Here is a 14,947-nt window from a genome sequence, read left to right as displayed (position 1 = left end):
TGAGAACCGTGAAGGACTGTTTCATTCCCTCGACCTGGTAGACCAGGTGGGCGCCGTGTGCCCGGGACCAGGATCCCGGCCAGGGACAGCTCCCTATGAGTGAATTAAGGTCGCTGGAATATGTCGCCTTCGACGTGGGCCACAGCAGACCCGCCATCTGCAACGTAGGGTCTCGCGGGCGGTTTCTCAAGCGGAGTCACCGCGGGGCGCGGCAAAGCCGCGGCGTCAGGCCCGCAGGCCCAGCTGCGGCTGGGCGGCCGCTCCTTGCGCTTCCTCGGGCAGGTGGCAGGTGAAGGTGGCCCCGGCGCCGGGTTCGCTCTCCAGGGCGACCCAGCCGCCGTGCAGCTCGGTGAGCGACTTGACCAGCGCCAGACCCAGGCCCGGCCCCCCGCGCTCGCGGCCGATGAAGCGGTCGAAGATGTGCGCCTGGACATGGAAGGGGATGCCGCGACCGGTGTCGGAGACCTGCAGCTGGATCTCGCCAAGGGCCTTCTTCGCGGCCAGGGTGACGACGCCGCCCGCCGGCGTCTGGCCCAGGGCGTTTTCCATCAGGTGCTCAAGAATCTGCGCCAGGCGGCGGGCGTCGCCGCGGATGAAGCCGAGGTCCCGGGCGGGCGCCACCACGATGCTGACACCGGCCGCCTGGGCCTGCGGCGTCCACCGTCGGGCCTGGGCGCTCAGCAGGTCGGCGACCCGGACGTCCTCCAGGTCCAGCGCCATCTCCTCGGCGTCGATCTGCGCCATGTCGAGCACATCCTCGATCGACCGGGCGAGTTGGGTGGCGGCCGACTTGACGGCGGCGGCATGGCCGCGCCCTCGCTCCGACAGGCCCTCGCCGGAGTGCTCCAGCAGCTCGGCATAGCCGATGATGGTGGTCAGCGGGGTGCGCAGTTCGTAGGAGACGTTGCCGACGAAATCGCGCTTCAGCCGCTCGGCGTCGGCCAGCGCCTGCTCCTTGGCGGCCAGGGCGCCTTCGAGCTTGCGGGCGTCGGTGACGTCGGTAAACGCGATCAGCGTCGCGCCGTCCGGCAGCGGCCTGGACTGGTAGACCACGATGCGACTGTCGGAGGTCTTGACCTCGCCGGTGGTCGGCGCGCGCGCCTGGGGATCGGGATCGGCGACGCGTCCCTTCAGTTCGGCCCAGAAGCTCTTGTCGTGCAGTTTGGGGATGCACAGATCGACCACGCCTTCGAAGTCGCCGGCCGCCTCGACCCGCTCGGGCGTGACGTTCCAGAACCGGGCGAAGGCCTCGTTGTGCAGCCGCAGCCGCCCGTCGGACCCGAACACGGTGACCGCGTCGGAGAGCTTGTCGAGGGTCGCCTGCTGGACCTGGATCAAGGCGTTATACTGGCTCTTCAGCTTCAGCTCGTCGGTGATGTCGGAAAACAGCAGCAGCAGGCCGCCCATCGGATGAGGCTGGCGCACGACCTTCAGCGTGCGGCCTTCGGGGACGCTCCACATCTCGTCGGGGCCGGCGGCCAGCTGCTCGTAGCGGCCCAGTTCGGCGGCCTTCCACTTGCCGTAGTCCGCGGTCTCGGGCAGGCGGCGGCGCTGGCGCAGGCGGTCCAGCACTTCGGAGTGGCTGGGCTGGTCCGCGAGCCAGGCCGGCTCCAGCCCCCAGAGCTCGGCGAAGGCGGTGTTGTGGAACATCAGCTTCTTGGCCTTGTCGAACACCGCCACCGCATCGGCGATGTGGTTCAGCGTCTCGTCGTGGGCTTCCACGCTGCGCTTGAGCAGTTCGCGCAGGTCCTCATGCTCGCTGACATCCTCGGTCCAGACGCCGACGCCGCCGCCTTCCAGCGGCTGGGCGGTGATGTGGAAGGCGCGGCGCTTGCCAGACACCGTCGACCAGCGGACGCTGTCGCGGCGCTGGCCGAGATTGGCGGCCTCGCTGGCCAGCGCATCGGCGGACCGGTCGAAGGCCGCGCCGCGGGCGGCGGCCTCGTCGAGGCTGGCGGCGTCGGCGGCGCGCAGCCAGGCGGCGTTGACCCAGACCGGCGAGCCATCGGCCGCGGCGATCCAGGCGGGCGCCGGTCGGGCGTTGAGGAAGGCCGCGAAGCGCGGCGCGGTCGGCAGGGCGGCATCTTCGCCGACCGCCGCGGACAGTCGCAGCCAGGCCGTGGCCCCGGCCGCACGCCCCTCCACCGACACCAGCCCGCCGTCCCCCTGCACCTCGAAGGCGCAGGCCTCGCCCCGTTCGAACAGCGCGCGCAGGCGACGCGCATGATCGGGGTCGGCGCGCATCAGGGCGTTGATGACGGTCTGCGGCTCCGGTCCGGCCACGCCCAGCGCCTCGGCGCAGACGGCCAGGGACTCCTCGCCCGACGCCAGCAGCGCGTGGCCGTTTTCCACCGCCACCAGGGCCGAATCGAACGCTTCGGCGGAGGCCTGCGCGGTCTCGGCGCTGGCTTCGGCGACAGCCAGCCGGGCGCTGAGCCCGGCGATCCGATCCTGCGCCCTGCGGCGCTGGGCCAGGGCCCAAAGCACGGCGCAGATCGCCAGCGAGACCGCGCCCGCCGCTGCCGCCAGGATCAGTTGGTGGGCGCTCATCCTTGGCTCTTGGCCCCGCTCCGAATCAGCTCGCGGACAGACTAGACCCTGTCCCGACTGACTTGAATCAAGTCAGCCGGGAAAGCACAGGGTCGTCGCCATATCTTGAGCCCTTCCCACTCAGGTTGAGTCAACCTGAGTGGGAAGGGCTCAAGGCTGCACTGGCGGCTGCCGCAGGTCCAAAGGTACGCTAAGTTGGCGCATGTTCGGAGACCCAACCCGAGGCGTCATGACCGCGATCCTCTATCCTGTGGCCGGCAATGCGGAACAGGCGCTGGCGCGCCCCCTGGGCCTGGCGGCGCGTGAGCGCGAGGCCACCGGGCTGGCGGGCGAGGCCGTGGTGTTCACCACCGATCCCACGGGCCCGGCTTTCGCCACCCGCGCGGCGGCCGCGGCGGCCTATGGCGGTCTGCTCGACGAACCCTGGCGACGCCTCACCGAACAGGTGCTGCCCGGGCAGACGGTCGCGCGGGCGGAGCCGAGCTTCGCCGACGGCCGGCGCTGGCCCCTGCCGAAGGGCGAGCCGCCGCGCACGGCCTGGCGGTTGATGGTCTCCTATTGGCGGATCGCGACGGCGCGGCGGCCCATCGAAACGCCCCAGGCCCGCAAGGCGCGGCGCGCGCGCCAGCCCCTCGACACGGCCGCCCTGCGGGCGCTGACCACCCAGCCGCTGCGGCCGGTGGAGCCGCAACAGCCGCTGGACATCGGCCTCTTCGAAGTGCGTCCGCCCGACGCCCCGCACATCGTCATGCCCGATGAGTGAGCCGCCCGCTGTCGGCATGGCGCCATCGCTGGACGACCTGGCGGCCCTGGCTCGGGCGGCGTTCCTGGCGCTGCCAGAAGCCTTCCGCGAGATCGCCGGCGAGGTGATCCTTCGCGTCGATGATTTTCCATCCGACGAGGTGCTGGACGAGCTCGGCATCGAAGACCCGTTCGGCCTGACCGGGCTCTATCAGGGCGTCCACATCGGCCATCGCTCGGACTTCGGGCCAGCCGCCCAACCCTCGATGGTGTTCCTCTACCGCCGCCCGATCCTCGACGAATGGGCCGAGCACGGCCAGGTTACGCTGGAGGAACTGGTCGCCCACGTGCTGGTCCACGAGATCGGTCACCACATGGGCCTGTCGGACGCCCAGATCGCCGCGATCGAGGCGAAACCGGGGTAGCCGGTCGCGGCGCGGCGTCCCGCCAAAAAATCAAGTTCGTCATATCTCCGTAAGCCATAAGGGCGCAGAGTCGCGTACTGATCTATTGTGCATGTCTTCAAGATTTTGCATTTGCTACGCTGAGTTAGCGGCGATTCCCTCAGATTAAACGCATTTTTGGGGTGTTGTTCGCGCCGGGTAGGCATTTCTAAATCTTGGAATATTTGCCCAAAATCCGGTGAAAAACAGGGTCTCTATCTGATGTCATTGATTTTAATCGTCGAGGATGAGATTTTTATTCGCGAGAATGCGGAGTGGATGATCGGCGATCTGGGTCATACCACGCTGGTCGCCTGCGACCTTGACGAGGCCATCGCCCACCTGTCGGGGGCGGTTCCCATCGACGCCCTGTTTGTGGACATGCGTCTGAGGGAGCTGGCCTTCGGCGGCTATGAGGTGGCCAACCAGGCCATTGTCCTGCAGCCCGATCTGCGGGTGCTCTATACCTCAGGAACCCCGCTCTCCCCGGAGATGACGGAGCGGTTCGTGCGCGGCGGACAGTTCCTGCAGAAGCCCTACTCCCCCGAACAGCTTGGGGTCTCCATGGAACAACTTCTCAACTGACGAGCTACGTCGTCGCGGCGCCCGCCAGCCGTGCGCGCATTTTGAGTGAGGACAGCCGATCACCCAATCCGACGCCGAGACGGGCCTGGCGCTCCCTACGGCGGGAGACCCCAAGGTCGGGTCGGGCCCCCAATCCGCGGAATCGATCGTCAAGATCGGCGCGCTGCAGAGCGCGATCTTCAACAGCGCCAACTTCTCCAGCATCGCCACCGACGCCAAGGGGGTGATCCAGATCTTCAACGTCGGAGCCGAGCGGATGCTGGGCTATGGCGCGTCGGAGGTGATGAACACCATCACCCCGGCCGACATCTCCGACCCGCAGGAGCTGATCGCGCGCGCCGAGGCCCTGAGCGCCGAGCTTGGCACGCCGATCACGCCGGGCTTCGAAGCCCTGGTGTTCAAGGCCTCGCGCGGCATCGAGGACATCTATGAGCTGACCTATATCCGCAAGGACGGGACCCGGTTCCCGGCGGTGGTGTCGGTCACCGCCCTGCGCGACGCCCAGGACGCGATCATCGGCTACCTGCTGATCGGCACCGACAACACGGCCCGCAAGGTCGTGGAGGAGGAAAAGAAGGCCTCCGACCAGCGGCTGCGCGACCAGCAGTTCTATACCCGCTCGCTGATCGAATCGAACATCGACGCCCTGATGACCACCGACCCCTCGGGCATCATCACCGACGTCAACAAGCAGATGGAGGCCCTGACCGGCTGCACCCGCGACGAGCTGATCGGCGCCCCGTTCAAGGACTGCTTCACCGACCCGGCGCGGGCCGAGGCCGGGATCAAGCAAGTGCTGGCCGAGAAGTCGGTCACCGACTATGAGCTGACCGCCCGCGCCCGTGACGGCAAGCAGACCGTGGTCTCCTACAACGCCACCACCTTCTATGACCGCAGCCGCACCCTGAAGGGCGTGTTCGCCGCCGCGCGCGACGTCACCGAGGCCAAGCGCGTTCAGGTGGAGCTGCAGCAGGCCAAGGCCGCCGCAGAGAGCGCCAGCCGCACCAAGTCGGACTTCCTGGCCAGCATGAGCCACGAGATCCGCACCCCGATGAACGCCATCATGGGGATCGCCGACCTGTTGGCGAAGACCGCGCTGACGCCCGAGCAGGACAAGTTCGTGCAGATCTTCCGCCGGTCCGGCGACAACCTGCTGAACCTGATCAACGATATCCTCGACCTCTCCAAGGTGGAGGCCTCGCAGCTCGATCTGGAGCGCACGGGCTTCTCGCTCAGCGACCACCTGGAAAAGGTGATGGAGATGGTCGCCCCCAGGGCGCAGGAAAAGGCGCTGACCCTGGTCTGCGAAATCGCGCCGGGCGTCAGCAACGACCTGGTGGGAGACCCTACGCGGCTGCGCCAGGTGCTGTTGAACCTGCTGGGCAACGCCATCAAGTTCACCGGGGCCGGCAGCGTCTCGCTGCGGGTCGAACCGGACGCCGACGGCGCGGTGCCCACGGCCCTGCGCTTCACGGTGACCGACACCGGGATCGGCATCGCCGACGACAAGCTGGACCGCGTGTTCGAGCGCTTCACCCAGGCCGATTCCTCGACCACCCGGCGGTTTGGCGGCTCGGGCCTGGGACTGACCATCTCGCGGCGTCTGGTGGAGCTGATGGGCGGGCGCATCTGGGTGGAAAGCGAGATCGACCAGGGCAGCCTGTTTGCCTTCGCCGTGCCATTCGAGGTCTCGACCGCGCCGCGCCGCGCGGTGGTCGCCCCGGTGGGGGTCGATCCGGACGCGCCGCTGCCGGCCCTGCGCATCCTGATGGCGGAGGACTCGCCCGACAACTGCACCATCGCCTTGGCCTACCTCGAGGACACCCCCTACGTCGTCGATGTGGCCGAGAACGGCCTGCTGGCCTGCCAGATGTTCAAGGCGGGGCGCTATGATCTGGTGCTGATGGACCGCCAGATGCCGGCCATGGACGGCCTGACCGCGACGCGGACCATCCGCGCCTGGGAGACGGCCAACCACCGGTCGCCAACCCCGATCATCGCCCTGACGGCCTCGGCCTTGAAGGGGGACCGGGAAAGCTGCCTGGCGGCCGGCTGCACGGCCTACCTGACCAAGCCCATCAAGCAGGAGGTGCTGCTGCAGGCGATCCGGGACCACTCGTCGGCGGGCCCGCCGGCCCGGTCGAAGCCCGAAGCCCCGGCCCCTTCGCGCGCGGCCGAACGCCTGGCGGCGCGAACGCCAGCCTACCTGGAGAACTGCCGGCTCAATGTCATCGCCCTGATGGAGGCGCTCGAGTGCGGCGACTTCCAGGTGGTGACCCTCCTGGGGCACAATCTGCGCGGCTCCGGCGGCGGTTTCGGCTTCCAGATGATCACCGACATCGGCGCTGGGCTGGAGCGCGCCGCCGACCTTTCCGACGGGGTTTCATCGCGCCGATGGGTTGGCGAGCTGTCGACCTATCTGGACCACCTGAGGGCCGGCGGCCGACCCCACTGACCGGCCGAACCCCGCACTGCCGATCGCGGCGCCCGCAGCCGGCGGAGATACAGGTGACGCCTCCGTCACTTTTATTGACCGGGAAAGGTTTGAGTGAGAGAGTGGCGGCTGATCGCGACCTGGGCGGCCTACGCCCGGTGCTTTGAGGGACGACGTCATGGCCGCCGACGGCAATATCACCAAGGACATCATCTACGACGCCGTCGCGCCCGACGACTTCGAGTCGATGCTGGAGCTGGACCGCTACAACGCTCGCTCCACGGCCTTCGACAAGATCATCAGCGCCACCCACGACCATTTCTGGGATCCGCTGGACACCCGCTACATCGACTTTTCCGAAGCGTTCGACATGGAAAACACCATGATCCTGCCGGAGAAGTTCGTCGGGGCCCTGCAGCTGGACTATGTGCGCGACCACCTGAAGACCGAGAAGGCGCGCATCGCCTTTTCCAACGCCTCGACGCTCAGAACCTTCTCCTCGATCCTGCACGGCGAGCAGGGCGCGCTGAACCTGTCGGCCAGCCTGTGCCATGTGCTGAAGGACCAGGGCGCGCAGGAATACGCCGCCAACCAGACCCGCGAGGAGGCCCGCCACGTCACCGCCTTCGCCAGATACATCAAGGCCCGCTGGGGCCGCCCGGTCGAATGCGGCCCGATCCTGAAGGACCTGCTGATCGAGATCATCCACGCCCCTGAGGTCTACAAGAAGATCATCGGCATGCAGATGCTGGTGGAGGGCCTGGCCATGGGCGCCTTCGCCACGATCTTCAACGAGACCAATGATCCGCTGGCCAGGAAGCTGACCCAGCTGGTGATGACCGACGAGGCGTTCCACCACAAGTTCGGGAAGATCTGGGCCGACCGGACCATCCCCCACCTGTCGGCGGCGGAACACGAGATCATCGAGATGTGGGCCGCCCACTGCTTCCAGACGCTGCTGTTCAACCTGGTGGCGCCGACCCAGAACGTCGGGCTCTACGAGGAATTCGGCCTCGATCCCAACCGGGTGATCGAGGAGATGGGCAAGCTGATCAACGACGAGACCCGCCGCGAGGACATGAAGGAAGCCACCAATATCTTCCGCGTGCTGGTCAAGACGCTGCTCAACGCCGGGATCATTACCGAGCGGACCAAGGCCTTCTACGCCCTGTACGTGGACATCGACGAGCTGAAGGGCGAGGGCGACAAGATGGTCGGCGACGACATCGCCGAGGAGGGCATCCGCTACCTCCAGGAGATCAATTTCGCGGACAAGGCCCGCGCGATCCTGATCGCCGCGGAATAGGCAGCGGGCGGTCTGGAGGTCACGAGGCGTCGCCAAGCCCGTGACCGGCCGGCGCGGTGACGTGCGGGCGCCCTGAAAAGGGCAAGGTTCCGGTGTGTCCTTATGTGGCGCCGGCGAGGCATTCGCGGGCATTCCCTTCCCCACCGCAGCCCGCTATCCCAAGGCCCATGCCCAGACGCCTGATCGCCCTCCTCGCGTTCGCCGTGACCCTGGCCTTGAGCGCCAGCGCGTCCGCCATGCCCGACCCCGTCGACCGGCTGGAGCTCACCCGGATGATGGGGCGCTGGTACGAGGTCGCCCGCCTGCCCAATAGGATCCAGCACGGCTGCCAGGCGGGCGCTTCGGACTGGACCCGCACCGCCGAGGGCTTCACCGTCGTGCAGAGTTGCCACAAGGGCGCCCCCGACGGCCCGCTGTCGCAGTGGAACGCCAAGGCCAAGGTCGCCGACCCGGTCTCCAACGCCAAGTTCCGGATGAGCTTCTTCGGCGGCCTGATCTCTCAGGAATACTGGGTGCTCGACCAGCGCATCGACCAGGGGTGGCTGATCCTGGCGACCCGCGACGGCAAGTATCTTTGGCTGATGTCGCAAAAGCCTACCTTGCCGACACTGATCCGCGCCCAGGCTGTCGCACGTATCCGGCAACTCGGCTTCGATATCGGGCGCCTGGAATTCCCGCTGCCCCTGCCGACGCGCGGCTGACCCGGGGCCGACCCGAGACCTGCGGGGTTGCGCTGGGAACGAAGGCGGAACAATCTGGCGGCGTGGACACCACGATCACCTTCATCGCCGGCTCGCGGCCGGAGACCACCGCCGCCGTCACCCGTGGGGCGGCGCGGCTGCTGATCGACCTCGGCTATGCGCCGCTGGCCGAGGTGACCCTGCCGAATGGTCGCCGCGCCGACCTGTTGGCGCTCGGGCGCAAGGGCGAGATCTTCATTGTCGAGGTCAAGTCGAGCCTGGAGGACTTTCGCGCCGACCTGAAGTGGCGCGAATACCAGCCCTATTGCGATGCCTTCGCCTTCGCTGTCGACCCGGAGTTCCCGCGCGAGGCCCTGCCGCCGGAGCCCGGCCTGATTGTCGCCGACGGCTTCGGCGGCGCCGTGTTGCGCGAGGCGACCGCGGCGCCGTTGGCGGGCGCCCGGCGCAAGGCGCTGACCCTGGCGTTCGCACGGCTCGCGGCGCTGAGGGCGGCGGGCGTTGCGGCGATGGCGCTGGAGTGACGCCGCCGATGTCGTCCTGGAACGCGAGCGGCGCCTGGCCGGGTTCGATGGCGCGAAGGTCAGCTATCGCTGGCCGGGCTCACCGCCGCCGGCCTGCCCCGGCGGCGAAGGCGGGTACGGGTCCCGGACAGCGGCGAGCGCGGCGTGCGGGCTGCCGACGGCCTTGCGGGGGGATGTCAGGGCCTTGAGCGCGGCCATGTGGCGGCGGGACACCGCGACCTCGGCGCCGGTGGACAACACCACGCAGCTGCGAGCGCCGGCGTGACGCAGGCCCACGATGCGGTCGGCCCGGACCAGGCTGGAGCGGTGCACCCGCAGGAACGCCCGCGGGTCGAGGCGCGCGGCGAGCGCGCCGATGGACTGGCGGATGAGGAAGCTGCGCGCGCCGCTGTGCAGGCGCACATAGTCGCGTTCGGCCGCCACCCAGTCGATGGCCGACACCGCCAGGCTGGACCGGCCGCTGCGATCGACAATCCACAGGTCGCGGTCGAACAGATCCCGCGGCGGCCCCGGTCCCTCCCGAAGATTGTCGAGAATTTCCTCAAGCTCGCGCGCCCGCGCCGCCGCCGCCCGGTCCGCCAGGGCCGCGCGCGCGCGGTCCAACGCCGCCGACAACCGCGCCGGCTCGACGGGTTTGAGCAGGTAGTCAAAGGCCGCGCGCTCGAAAGCCTCGATGGCGAAGCGGTCAAAGGCCGTCACCAGGATCACCAGCGGCGTGGGCTCGCGGCCCCGGTCCGCCAGGGCGGCGAGCACCTGGAGCCCGGTCATGCCGGGCATCTTGATGTCCAGCAGCACGACGTCGGGCGTCAGCTCGGCGATCATCCGGCCGGCCATCAGGCCATCGGCGGCCGCGCCTACCAGCTGCACGCCGGCGGCGTCGCGCAACAGGATCTCCAGCCGCCGTCGCGCCAGGGGCTCGTCATCGACGATCAGGATCCGCAGGCCGGTCACCGCCGTCGCTCCAGGGGCAGTTCGACGGTCGCCAGGAAACCGCCGCCCGGGTTGGGGCCGCAGGTGAGGACGCCGGCGTCGCCATAGAGCACCGCCAGCCTGCGGCGGACATTGGAGAGCCCGACGCCAAGCGTTACCGCCGCATCGGCGAGATCGGGCGCCGCGTCGTCGCGAACCGTCAGGACCAGCCGGTCGCCGCGGGCCTGCGCGGCGATCTCCACCACCACCGGCCGCAGCGTGCGCGCCACGCCGTATTTCACCGCGTTTTCCACGAGGGGCTGCAGGATCAGGCCTGGCACCAGGGCGTCCAGCAGGCTGGCCGGCGCGGTCTCGCGCAGGCGCAGACGGTCGCCGAAGCGCACCTGCTCGATAGCCAGGTACTGGCGCTGCGCGGCCAGTTCATCGGCCAGGGCGACCTTGTCGCCGGGCGTCTTGTCCAGCGAGGCGCGCAGGAAGCTGGAAAGCGACAGCACCATGCGTTCGGCGCGGTCAAAATCCTTCTGCAGGATCAGCGACGACAGGGCGTTCAACGTGTTGAACATGAAATGCGGATTGATCTGGTAGCGAAGCATCTGGTTCTGGCTCTCGGCCGCCAACGCCTGGGCTTCCACCAGCCGCAGGCTTTGCTCACGGGCCTGCTGGTCGTAGTCCAGGGCGAAGACCACCGCACACCAGGCGATGAACGACCAGATCAGGACTGAGAAGTTGAGCATCAGCGCATAGGCGCGTTCCAGCGGGGAGCCGTCGAAGGGCGCGACGGGCGCGATGGCGTAGAACACCAGCTGGTTGAGCAGGGTGTAGAAGGCCCCGCCGAGGATGGAGAGGCCGGCGGCCAGCAGCAGCCGCCGCGAGCGCGGCCATGCGCGGCTGCTCAGCAGCAGCCTCTGGAACAGCACGCAGAGACCGAAGGCGGCGGCGCAGACCACGCCCCGCCTGGCGCTCATCGCGATCACCGTCGGCAGCGGGGAGCCCATGCCCAGCGATCGGACGGTTATCAGCAGATAGGTGAACAGCCACAGCGTCAGGTTGGCGACCAGGTAGCGGTCGAGCCACGGGCGCGCACCCGCCCTCCTGGGCTCGTCCGGCTGGCCGAAGGCGATGGTCAATGGACGCTCCCCGCGCCGTCACGATGGCGCCATCCTAGGCCAGTGGGCCCCGCGGCGCGACGCCGCTCGTCGTGGGAAACCCGCCGTTCGCCGCAACGACTGCGCTTCGCATCGGGATTTGCAACCTTGGTCGAATACGGCGTGCGCGCCGGCGCGACCGCTCCGATCTTGAACCTCAACCCTGGGTGGGAGGCGATCATGAAGCTGTGCGGACAGATCTCCATCGAACTGACCGTCGAGGACTTTATCGAGGCGGCCGATCACCAGAAGCGGCTGGAGGGCCTGCTGCGGGCCATCCGCAACAGCTATCCGGACGCGACCCTGGCCATGCGCGAGCGGCGTCAGCGCAAGGCGCTCGCGCTGACTCGCGCCGCGCCGCGGGTTCCCGGCGCGCGGCTGCGCTACGGCGAGGTCTGAGGTGCGCCGCCGCAACGCCCTGCTGCAGGCCCTGCACCTGTTCAAGGCGCTGGATGTTCGCGTCAGCGTCAATGAGATCATTGCCTTCCTATACGCCGCCGAGACCGAAGGCCTGACCGTGCAGGAGGTGGCCGACCTGGCGCGGCTGACCCAATCCACCGCCTCGCGCTCGCTGCGTGCGCTGGGGGTCGCGGGGGCGGCGTGGTCGCAGGCGCCCGCCCTCGGCCTGCTGGAGGCGTTTCTGAATCCGCAGGATGGGCGCAGCCATGTGATCCACCTGACCGCTCAGGGCCATGACCTGCGCGACCAGCTTGACGCAATCATCGGCAAATCGGCGCCCATCGCGGGCGAACGGGCCTCGCGCGCGGCCTGAGCCGCCCTACCTTGGCGCCCGCTTGGCCAGGATCCGCTGCAAGGTGCGACGGTGCATGTTCAGCCGCCGTGCGGTCTCCGAGACGTTGTGATTGCAGAGCTCATAGATCCGCTGGATGTGCTCCCAGCGGACGCGATCGGCGCTCATCGGATTGTCGGGCGGCGCCGGCGCCGTGCCGCCCCTGGCCAGCAGCGCGCGGGCCACGTCGTCGGCGTCGGCGGGCTTGGACAGGTAGTCCACAGCCCCGGCCTTCACCGCCTGGACGGCGGTGGCGATGTTGCCATAGCCGGTCAGCATGATGATCCTGGCGTCGGGTCGGGCGTCTCGAATCGCCTCGACCACCTTCAGGCCGGTGCCGTCCTCGAGCCGCATGTCCAGCACCGCGAAGGCCGGCGCGCGATCTCTCACGGCCGCCAGGGCTTCCGCCACGCTGCCGGCCAGGGTCGGCTCGAAGCCGCGCTGCTCCAGCGCGCGGCCCAGGCGGGTGCGCAGAGGGGCGTCGTCGTCCAGCACCAGCAGTGTTCTGTCGGGCAGGGCGGCGATCTCGGCGGAAAGGTCGGTCACGTAATCATCCTTCACCTGGGCTGCCCGAGACCCAAACGCATGCGGCATCCTGTCGCGCCTTCTGGCGCATCTGCAAGCTGCAACTCACGCCGCGCCGGCCTCGATGCTCGACCGGGGCCAGCGGGCCGACACCACCGCGCCGTGCGGGCTGCTGTTGTGAAACGTCACGAGGGCCCCAGTTCGTTCCAGCAAGGTCTTGGCGATGAAGAAGCCCAGCCCCATGCCGATATGTCCTGTCCGCGACCCCTCGGCCCCCGGACGGGTGGTGACATAGGGTTCGCCGAGCTTGCCGAGGACGTCGGACGCAAACCCCGGGCCGTCGTCGCGGACCTCCATCGAGATCGTCTCGGCGTCGAAGCGGGCGGAGACCAGGACTTCGGAGCCAGCGAAATCCACGGCGTTCTCGACGAAGGCGGAAAAGGCGTGGGTAATCTCCGGCATCCGACGGATGTGCGGGGTTTTCAGGCCGGCGACGCCGGTGACGATGGCCTCGACCCTGACCGCCCGGATCGTGGTGTCACGGGTCTCCGCGTGCGGGGCGATCACCTCCTGCACCAGTTGCCGCAGGGAGAGCTGCTCATGCACCAGGTCGGAGGCGGCGTCCGGCGTTTCGGTCAGCCGATGCAGGATCTCGCGGCAGCGCGCGGCCTGGGCGACCAGCAGATCGGCGTCGTCCCGCACGGCCGGCGTCGGCGCCTCCCGAGCCAGCTCCTTGGCAACGATGGAGATGGTGGCCAGTGGGGTGCCGAGCTCATGCGCCGCGGCGGCGGCCAGGGCGCCCAGGGCCGACAGACGCTGTTCGCGCGCCAGCACCGCCTCGGTCACGTCCAGCGCCAGGGCCATCCTGGCCGACTCCACGGCGGCCTGGCGCACATAGCCGGCGGTCAAGGCGATTCCGCAGGCCAGCGCCAGCGCCGCCCCCAGCCGATAGCCGAGCGGCAGGATCAGGGCCGCGGCCATGGCGCCCGCAAGCGGCAGGGCGGCGAAGGCCAGCGCGCTGGCGAGCCCCGTGGCCAAGGCGCCAAGCGCCAGCACGTGGCGCAGCGGCAGGGTGGCGGCCGCGAGCGTCACCGGGGCGATCAGCAACAGGAGGAACGGGTTGGACGCGCCACCCGTGAGCAACAGCAGTCCGCCGATCTGCACGATATCGAGGCCCAGCTGGATCGCGGCCTCGCGGTCGCCAAACACCCGCTGCCCGGGCGAGGTAAGGGCGGTCAGCAGGTTCAGGACGCCCCCGGCGGCGACCACGGCGAAACACAACGGGTATGGCGCGTTGACCTGCAGGCCCGCGGCCAGCAGCAGCAGCAGCGCCTGGCCGCCGATGACCCGCCAGCGCAGGCTGACCAGGGTCCGCACGCGCAGTCGCCCACGATGCACAGCGCCCTCGGACCAATCGCCACCCTGGCCCGGCCTGTGGCCGAAGGGTCTGGCTTGCGTGACCGGGCCGCCGGTCCTATCCAACGCTGCAGGCCCCCAGCTGGGGGGGCGCGCCTCCGGGACGGTCTTCGGTCTGGCCATGATCGCGCAAGGATCGCGCGCGCGCCGCGCCCTGACGAGCCCTAAAGCGGGATGAACGCGTTGAACGCCCCATGAGCCGGCCCGTGCTGATCGTCCTGGCGGCCCTGGCGGCCGCTTTCGCCCTGTTCACCGGCCTGGCGGTCCAGCGGGGCATCCTGGGGCCGACCCGGCAGGCGGCGGACATCGGGGGACCCTTTCACCTGGTCGATCAGGCCGGGCGCGCGACGGACGAAGGCGTACTCAAGGGCAGGTGGAGCGCGGTGTTCTTCGGCTTCACCGACTGTCCGGAAGCCTGCCCGACGACCCTGCTGGCGCTGGGCCAGACCGAGAAGCTGCTGGGATCGAAGGCGGGCGACGTCCAGACCGTGTTCATCTCCCTGGACCCGGAGCGCGACACCCCGAAGGTGCTTGCAAATTACCTGTCCAACACCGCCTTCCCCCGGCGGGTGCTGGGCCTGACCGGCACGGCCGCGCAGGTGGCGGGCGCGGCGGGCGCCTATCACGTCTTCTACCAGAAGGCCGGCGAGGGGGCCGGCTACACGATCAACCATTCGACCATCACCTATCTGATGAGCCCGAGGGGCCGGCTGGTCTGTGTCATACCCTATGGCGTCGCCCCGGAACTGCTGGCCCGGATGATCATCTCGGCGATGCAGCAAGGCCCCGGCGCCCGATCCTGCCCCGGGTGAGACTCCGCGCCGCAGAATCCTCCTAGGCGAAGTCTATGGACCCGGTTA

15 protein-coding genes are annotated in these 14,947 nt (G+C 69.1%); 10 read left to right on the top strand and 5 right to left on the bottom strand.

The genetic code is table 11. The features are described from left to right. Nucleotides 1-225: 225 nt before the first annotated feature. Nucleotides 226-2,550: a PAS-domain containing protein gene (locus RMN86_RS03295; RefSeq protein WP_309604399.1), complete on the bottom strand. Its 2,325-nt coding sequence runs from the start codon at nt 2,548-2,550 to the stop codon at nt 226-228. 229 nt (nt 2,551-2,779) lie between these two features. On the opposite strand from RMN86_RS03295, the gene RMN86_RS03290 reads away from it, so the two are divergent. The 7 genes from RMN86_RS03290 (at nt 2,780) to mmcB (ending at nt 9,281) form a co-directional block, all read left to right on the top strand. Continuing rightward, nucleotides 2,780-3,313: a hypothetical protein gene (locus RMN86_RS03290; protein ID WP_309604398.1), complete on the top strand. Its 534-nt coding sequence runs from the start codon at nt 2,780-2,782 to the stop codon at nt 3,311-3,313. After that, nucleotides 3,306-3,716 carry a metallopeptidase family protein gene (locus RMN86_RS03285; RefSeq protein WP_309604397.1) on the top strand — a complete coding sequence of 137 codons (411 nt, stop codon included), beginning with the start codon at nt 3,306-3,308 and terminating at the stop codon, nt 3,714-3,716. Before RMN86_RS03290 ends, RMN86_RS03285 begins: the two co-directional genes overlap by 8 nt. A 240-nt stretch (nt 3,717-3,956) precedes the next feature. Continuing rightward, nucleotides 3,957-4,319 carry a response regulator gene (locus tag RMN86_RS03280; RefSeq protein WP_309604396.1) on the top strand — a complete coding sequence of 121 codons (363 nt, stop codon included), beginning with the start codon at nt 3,957-3,959 and terminating at the stop codon, nt 4,317-4,319. Between the two features lie 58 nt (nt 4,320-4,377). Beyond that, nucleotides 4,378-6,774 (top strand): ATP-binding protein, encoded by a 2,397-nt coding sequence (locus RMN86_RS03275; protein ID WP_309604402.1) that lies wholly within the window; start codon nt 4,378-4,380, stop codon nt 6,772-6,774. 157 nt (nt 6,775-6,931) lie between these two features. Further along, nucleotides 6,932-8,059, top strand: a complete 1,128-nt coding sequence (locus RMN86_RS03270) for a ferritin-like domain-containing protein (protein WP_309604395.1) — start codon at nt 6,932-6,934, stop codon at nt 8,057-8,059. Nucleotides 8,060-8,226: 167 nt separating this feature from the next. Then, nucleotides 8,227-8,760, top strand: coding sequence for a lipocalin family protein (locus RMN86_RS03265; protein ID WP_309604394.1), 534 nt, complete (start codon nt 8,227-8,229; stop codon nt 8,758-8,760). A gap of 74 nt (nt 8,761-8,834) precedes the next feature. Continuing rightward, complete coding sequence (gene mmcB / locus RMN86_RS03260) at nt 8,835-9,281, top strand: DNA repair putative endonuclease MmcB (protein ID WP_309604401.1); 447 nt, start codon at nt 8,835-8,837, stop codon at nt 9,279-9,281. Nucleotides 9,282-9,344: 63 nt separating this feature from the next. On the opposite strand, the gene RMN86_RS03255 is transcribed toward mmcB, so the two are convergent. Beyond that, nucleotides 9,345-10,232: a LytTR family DNA-binding domain-containing protein gene (locus RMN86_RS03255; protein WP_309604393.1), complete on the bottom strand. Its 888-nt coding sequence runs from the start codon at nt 10,230-10,232 to the stop codon at nt 9,345-9,347. Next, nucleotides 10,229-11,338 carry a histidine kinase gene (locus RMN86_RS03250; protein WP_309604392.1) on the bottom strand — a complete coding sequence of 370 codons (1,110 nt, stop codon included), beginning with the start codon at nt 11,336-11,338 and terminating at the stop codon, nt 10,229-10,231. The genes RMN86_RS03255 and RMN86_RS03250 overlap by 4 nt, the downstream gene beginning before the upstream one ends. Before the next feature lie 126 nt (nt 11,339-11,464). Here RMN86_RS03250 and RMN86_RS03245 point away from each other — a divergent pair, with 126 nt between their 5' ends. Together RMN86_RS03245 and RMN86_RS03240 are read left to right on the top strand one after the other, a co-directional pair. Then, nucleotides 11,465-11,755: a hypothetical protein gene (locus RMN86_RS03245; RefSeq protein WP_309604391.1), complete on the top strand. Its 291-nt coding sequence runs from the start codon at nt 11,465-11,467 to the stop codon at nt 11,753-11,755. Nucleotide 11,756: 1 nt separating this feature from the next. Beyond that, entirely contained in the window at nt 11,757-12,128 is a 372-nt protein-coding gene (locus RMN86_RS03240; protein ID WP_309604390.1) for a MarR family winged helix-turn-helix transcriptional regulator, read from the top strand. A 6-nt stretch (nt 12,129-12,134) separates the two neighbouring features. On the opposite strand, the gene RMN86_RS03235 is transcribed toward RMN86_RS03240, so the two are convergent. Further along, nucleotides 12,135-12,692, bottom strand: a complete 558-nt coding sequence (locus RMN86_RS03235; protein WP_309604389.1) for an ActR/PrrA/RegA family redox response regulator transcription factor — start codon at nt 12,690-12,692, stop codon at nt 12,135-12,137. Between the two features lie 84 nt (nt 12,693-12,776). Next, nucleotides 12,777-14,153: an ActS/PrrB/RegB family redox-sensitive histidine kinase gene (locus RMN86_RS03230; RefSeq protein WP_405041304.1), complete on the bottom strand. Its 1,377-nt coding sequence runs from the start codon at nt 14,151-14,153 to the stop codon at nt 12,777-12,779. Nucleotides 14,154-14,281: 128 nt separating this feature from the next. Here RMN86_RS03230 and RMN86_RS03225 point away from each other — a divergent pair, with 128 nt between their 5' ends. Continuing rightward, nucleotides 14,282-14,899, top strand: coding sequence for an SCO family protein (locus RMN86_RS03225; RefSeq protein WP_309604387.1), 618 nt, complete (start codon nt 14,282-14,284; stop codon nt 14,897-14,899). Nucleotides 14,900-14,947: the final 48 nt, after the last annotated feature.

This window comes from Phenylobacterium sp., assembly GCF_031360265.1.
Lineage (GTDB): Bacteria > Pseudomonadota > Alphaproteobacteria > Caulobacterales > Caulobacteraceae > Phenylobacterium.
This window is presented reverse-complemented; position numbering and strand designations above follow the sequence as displayed.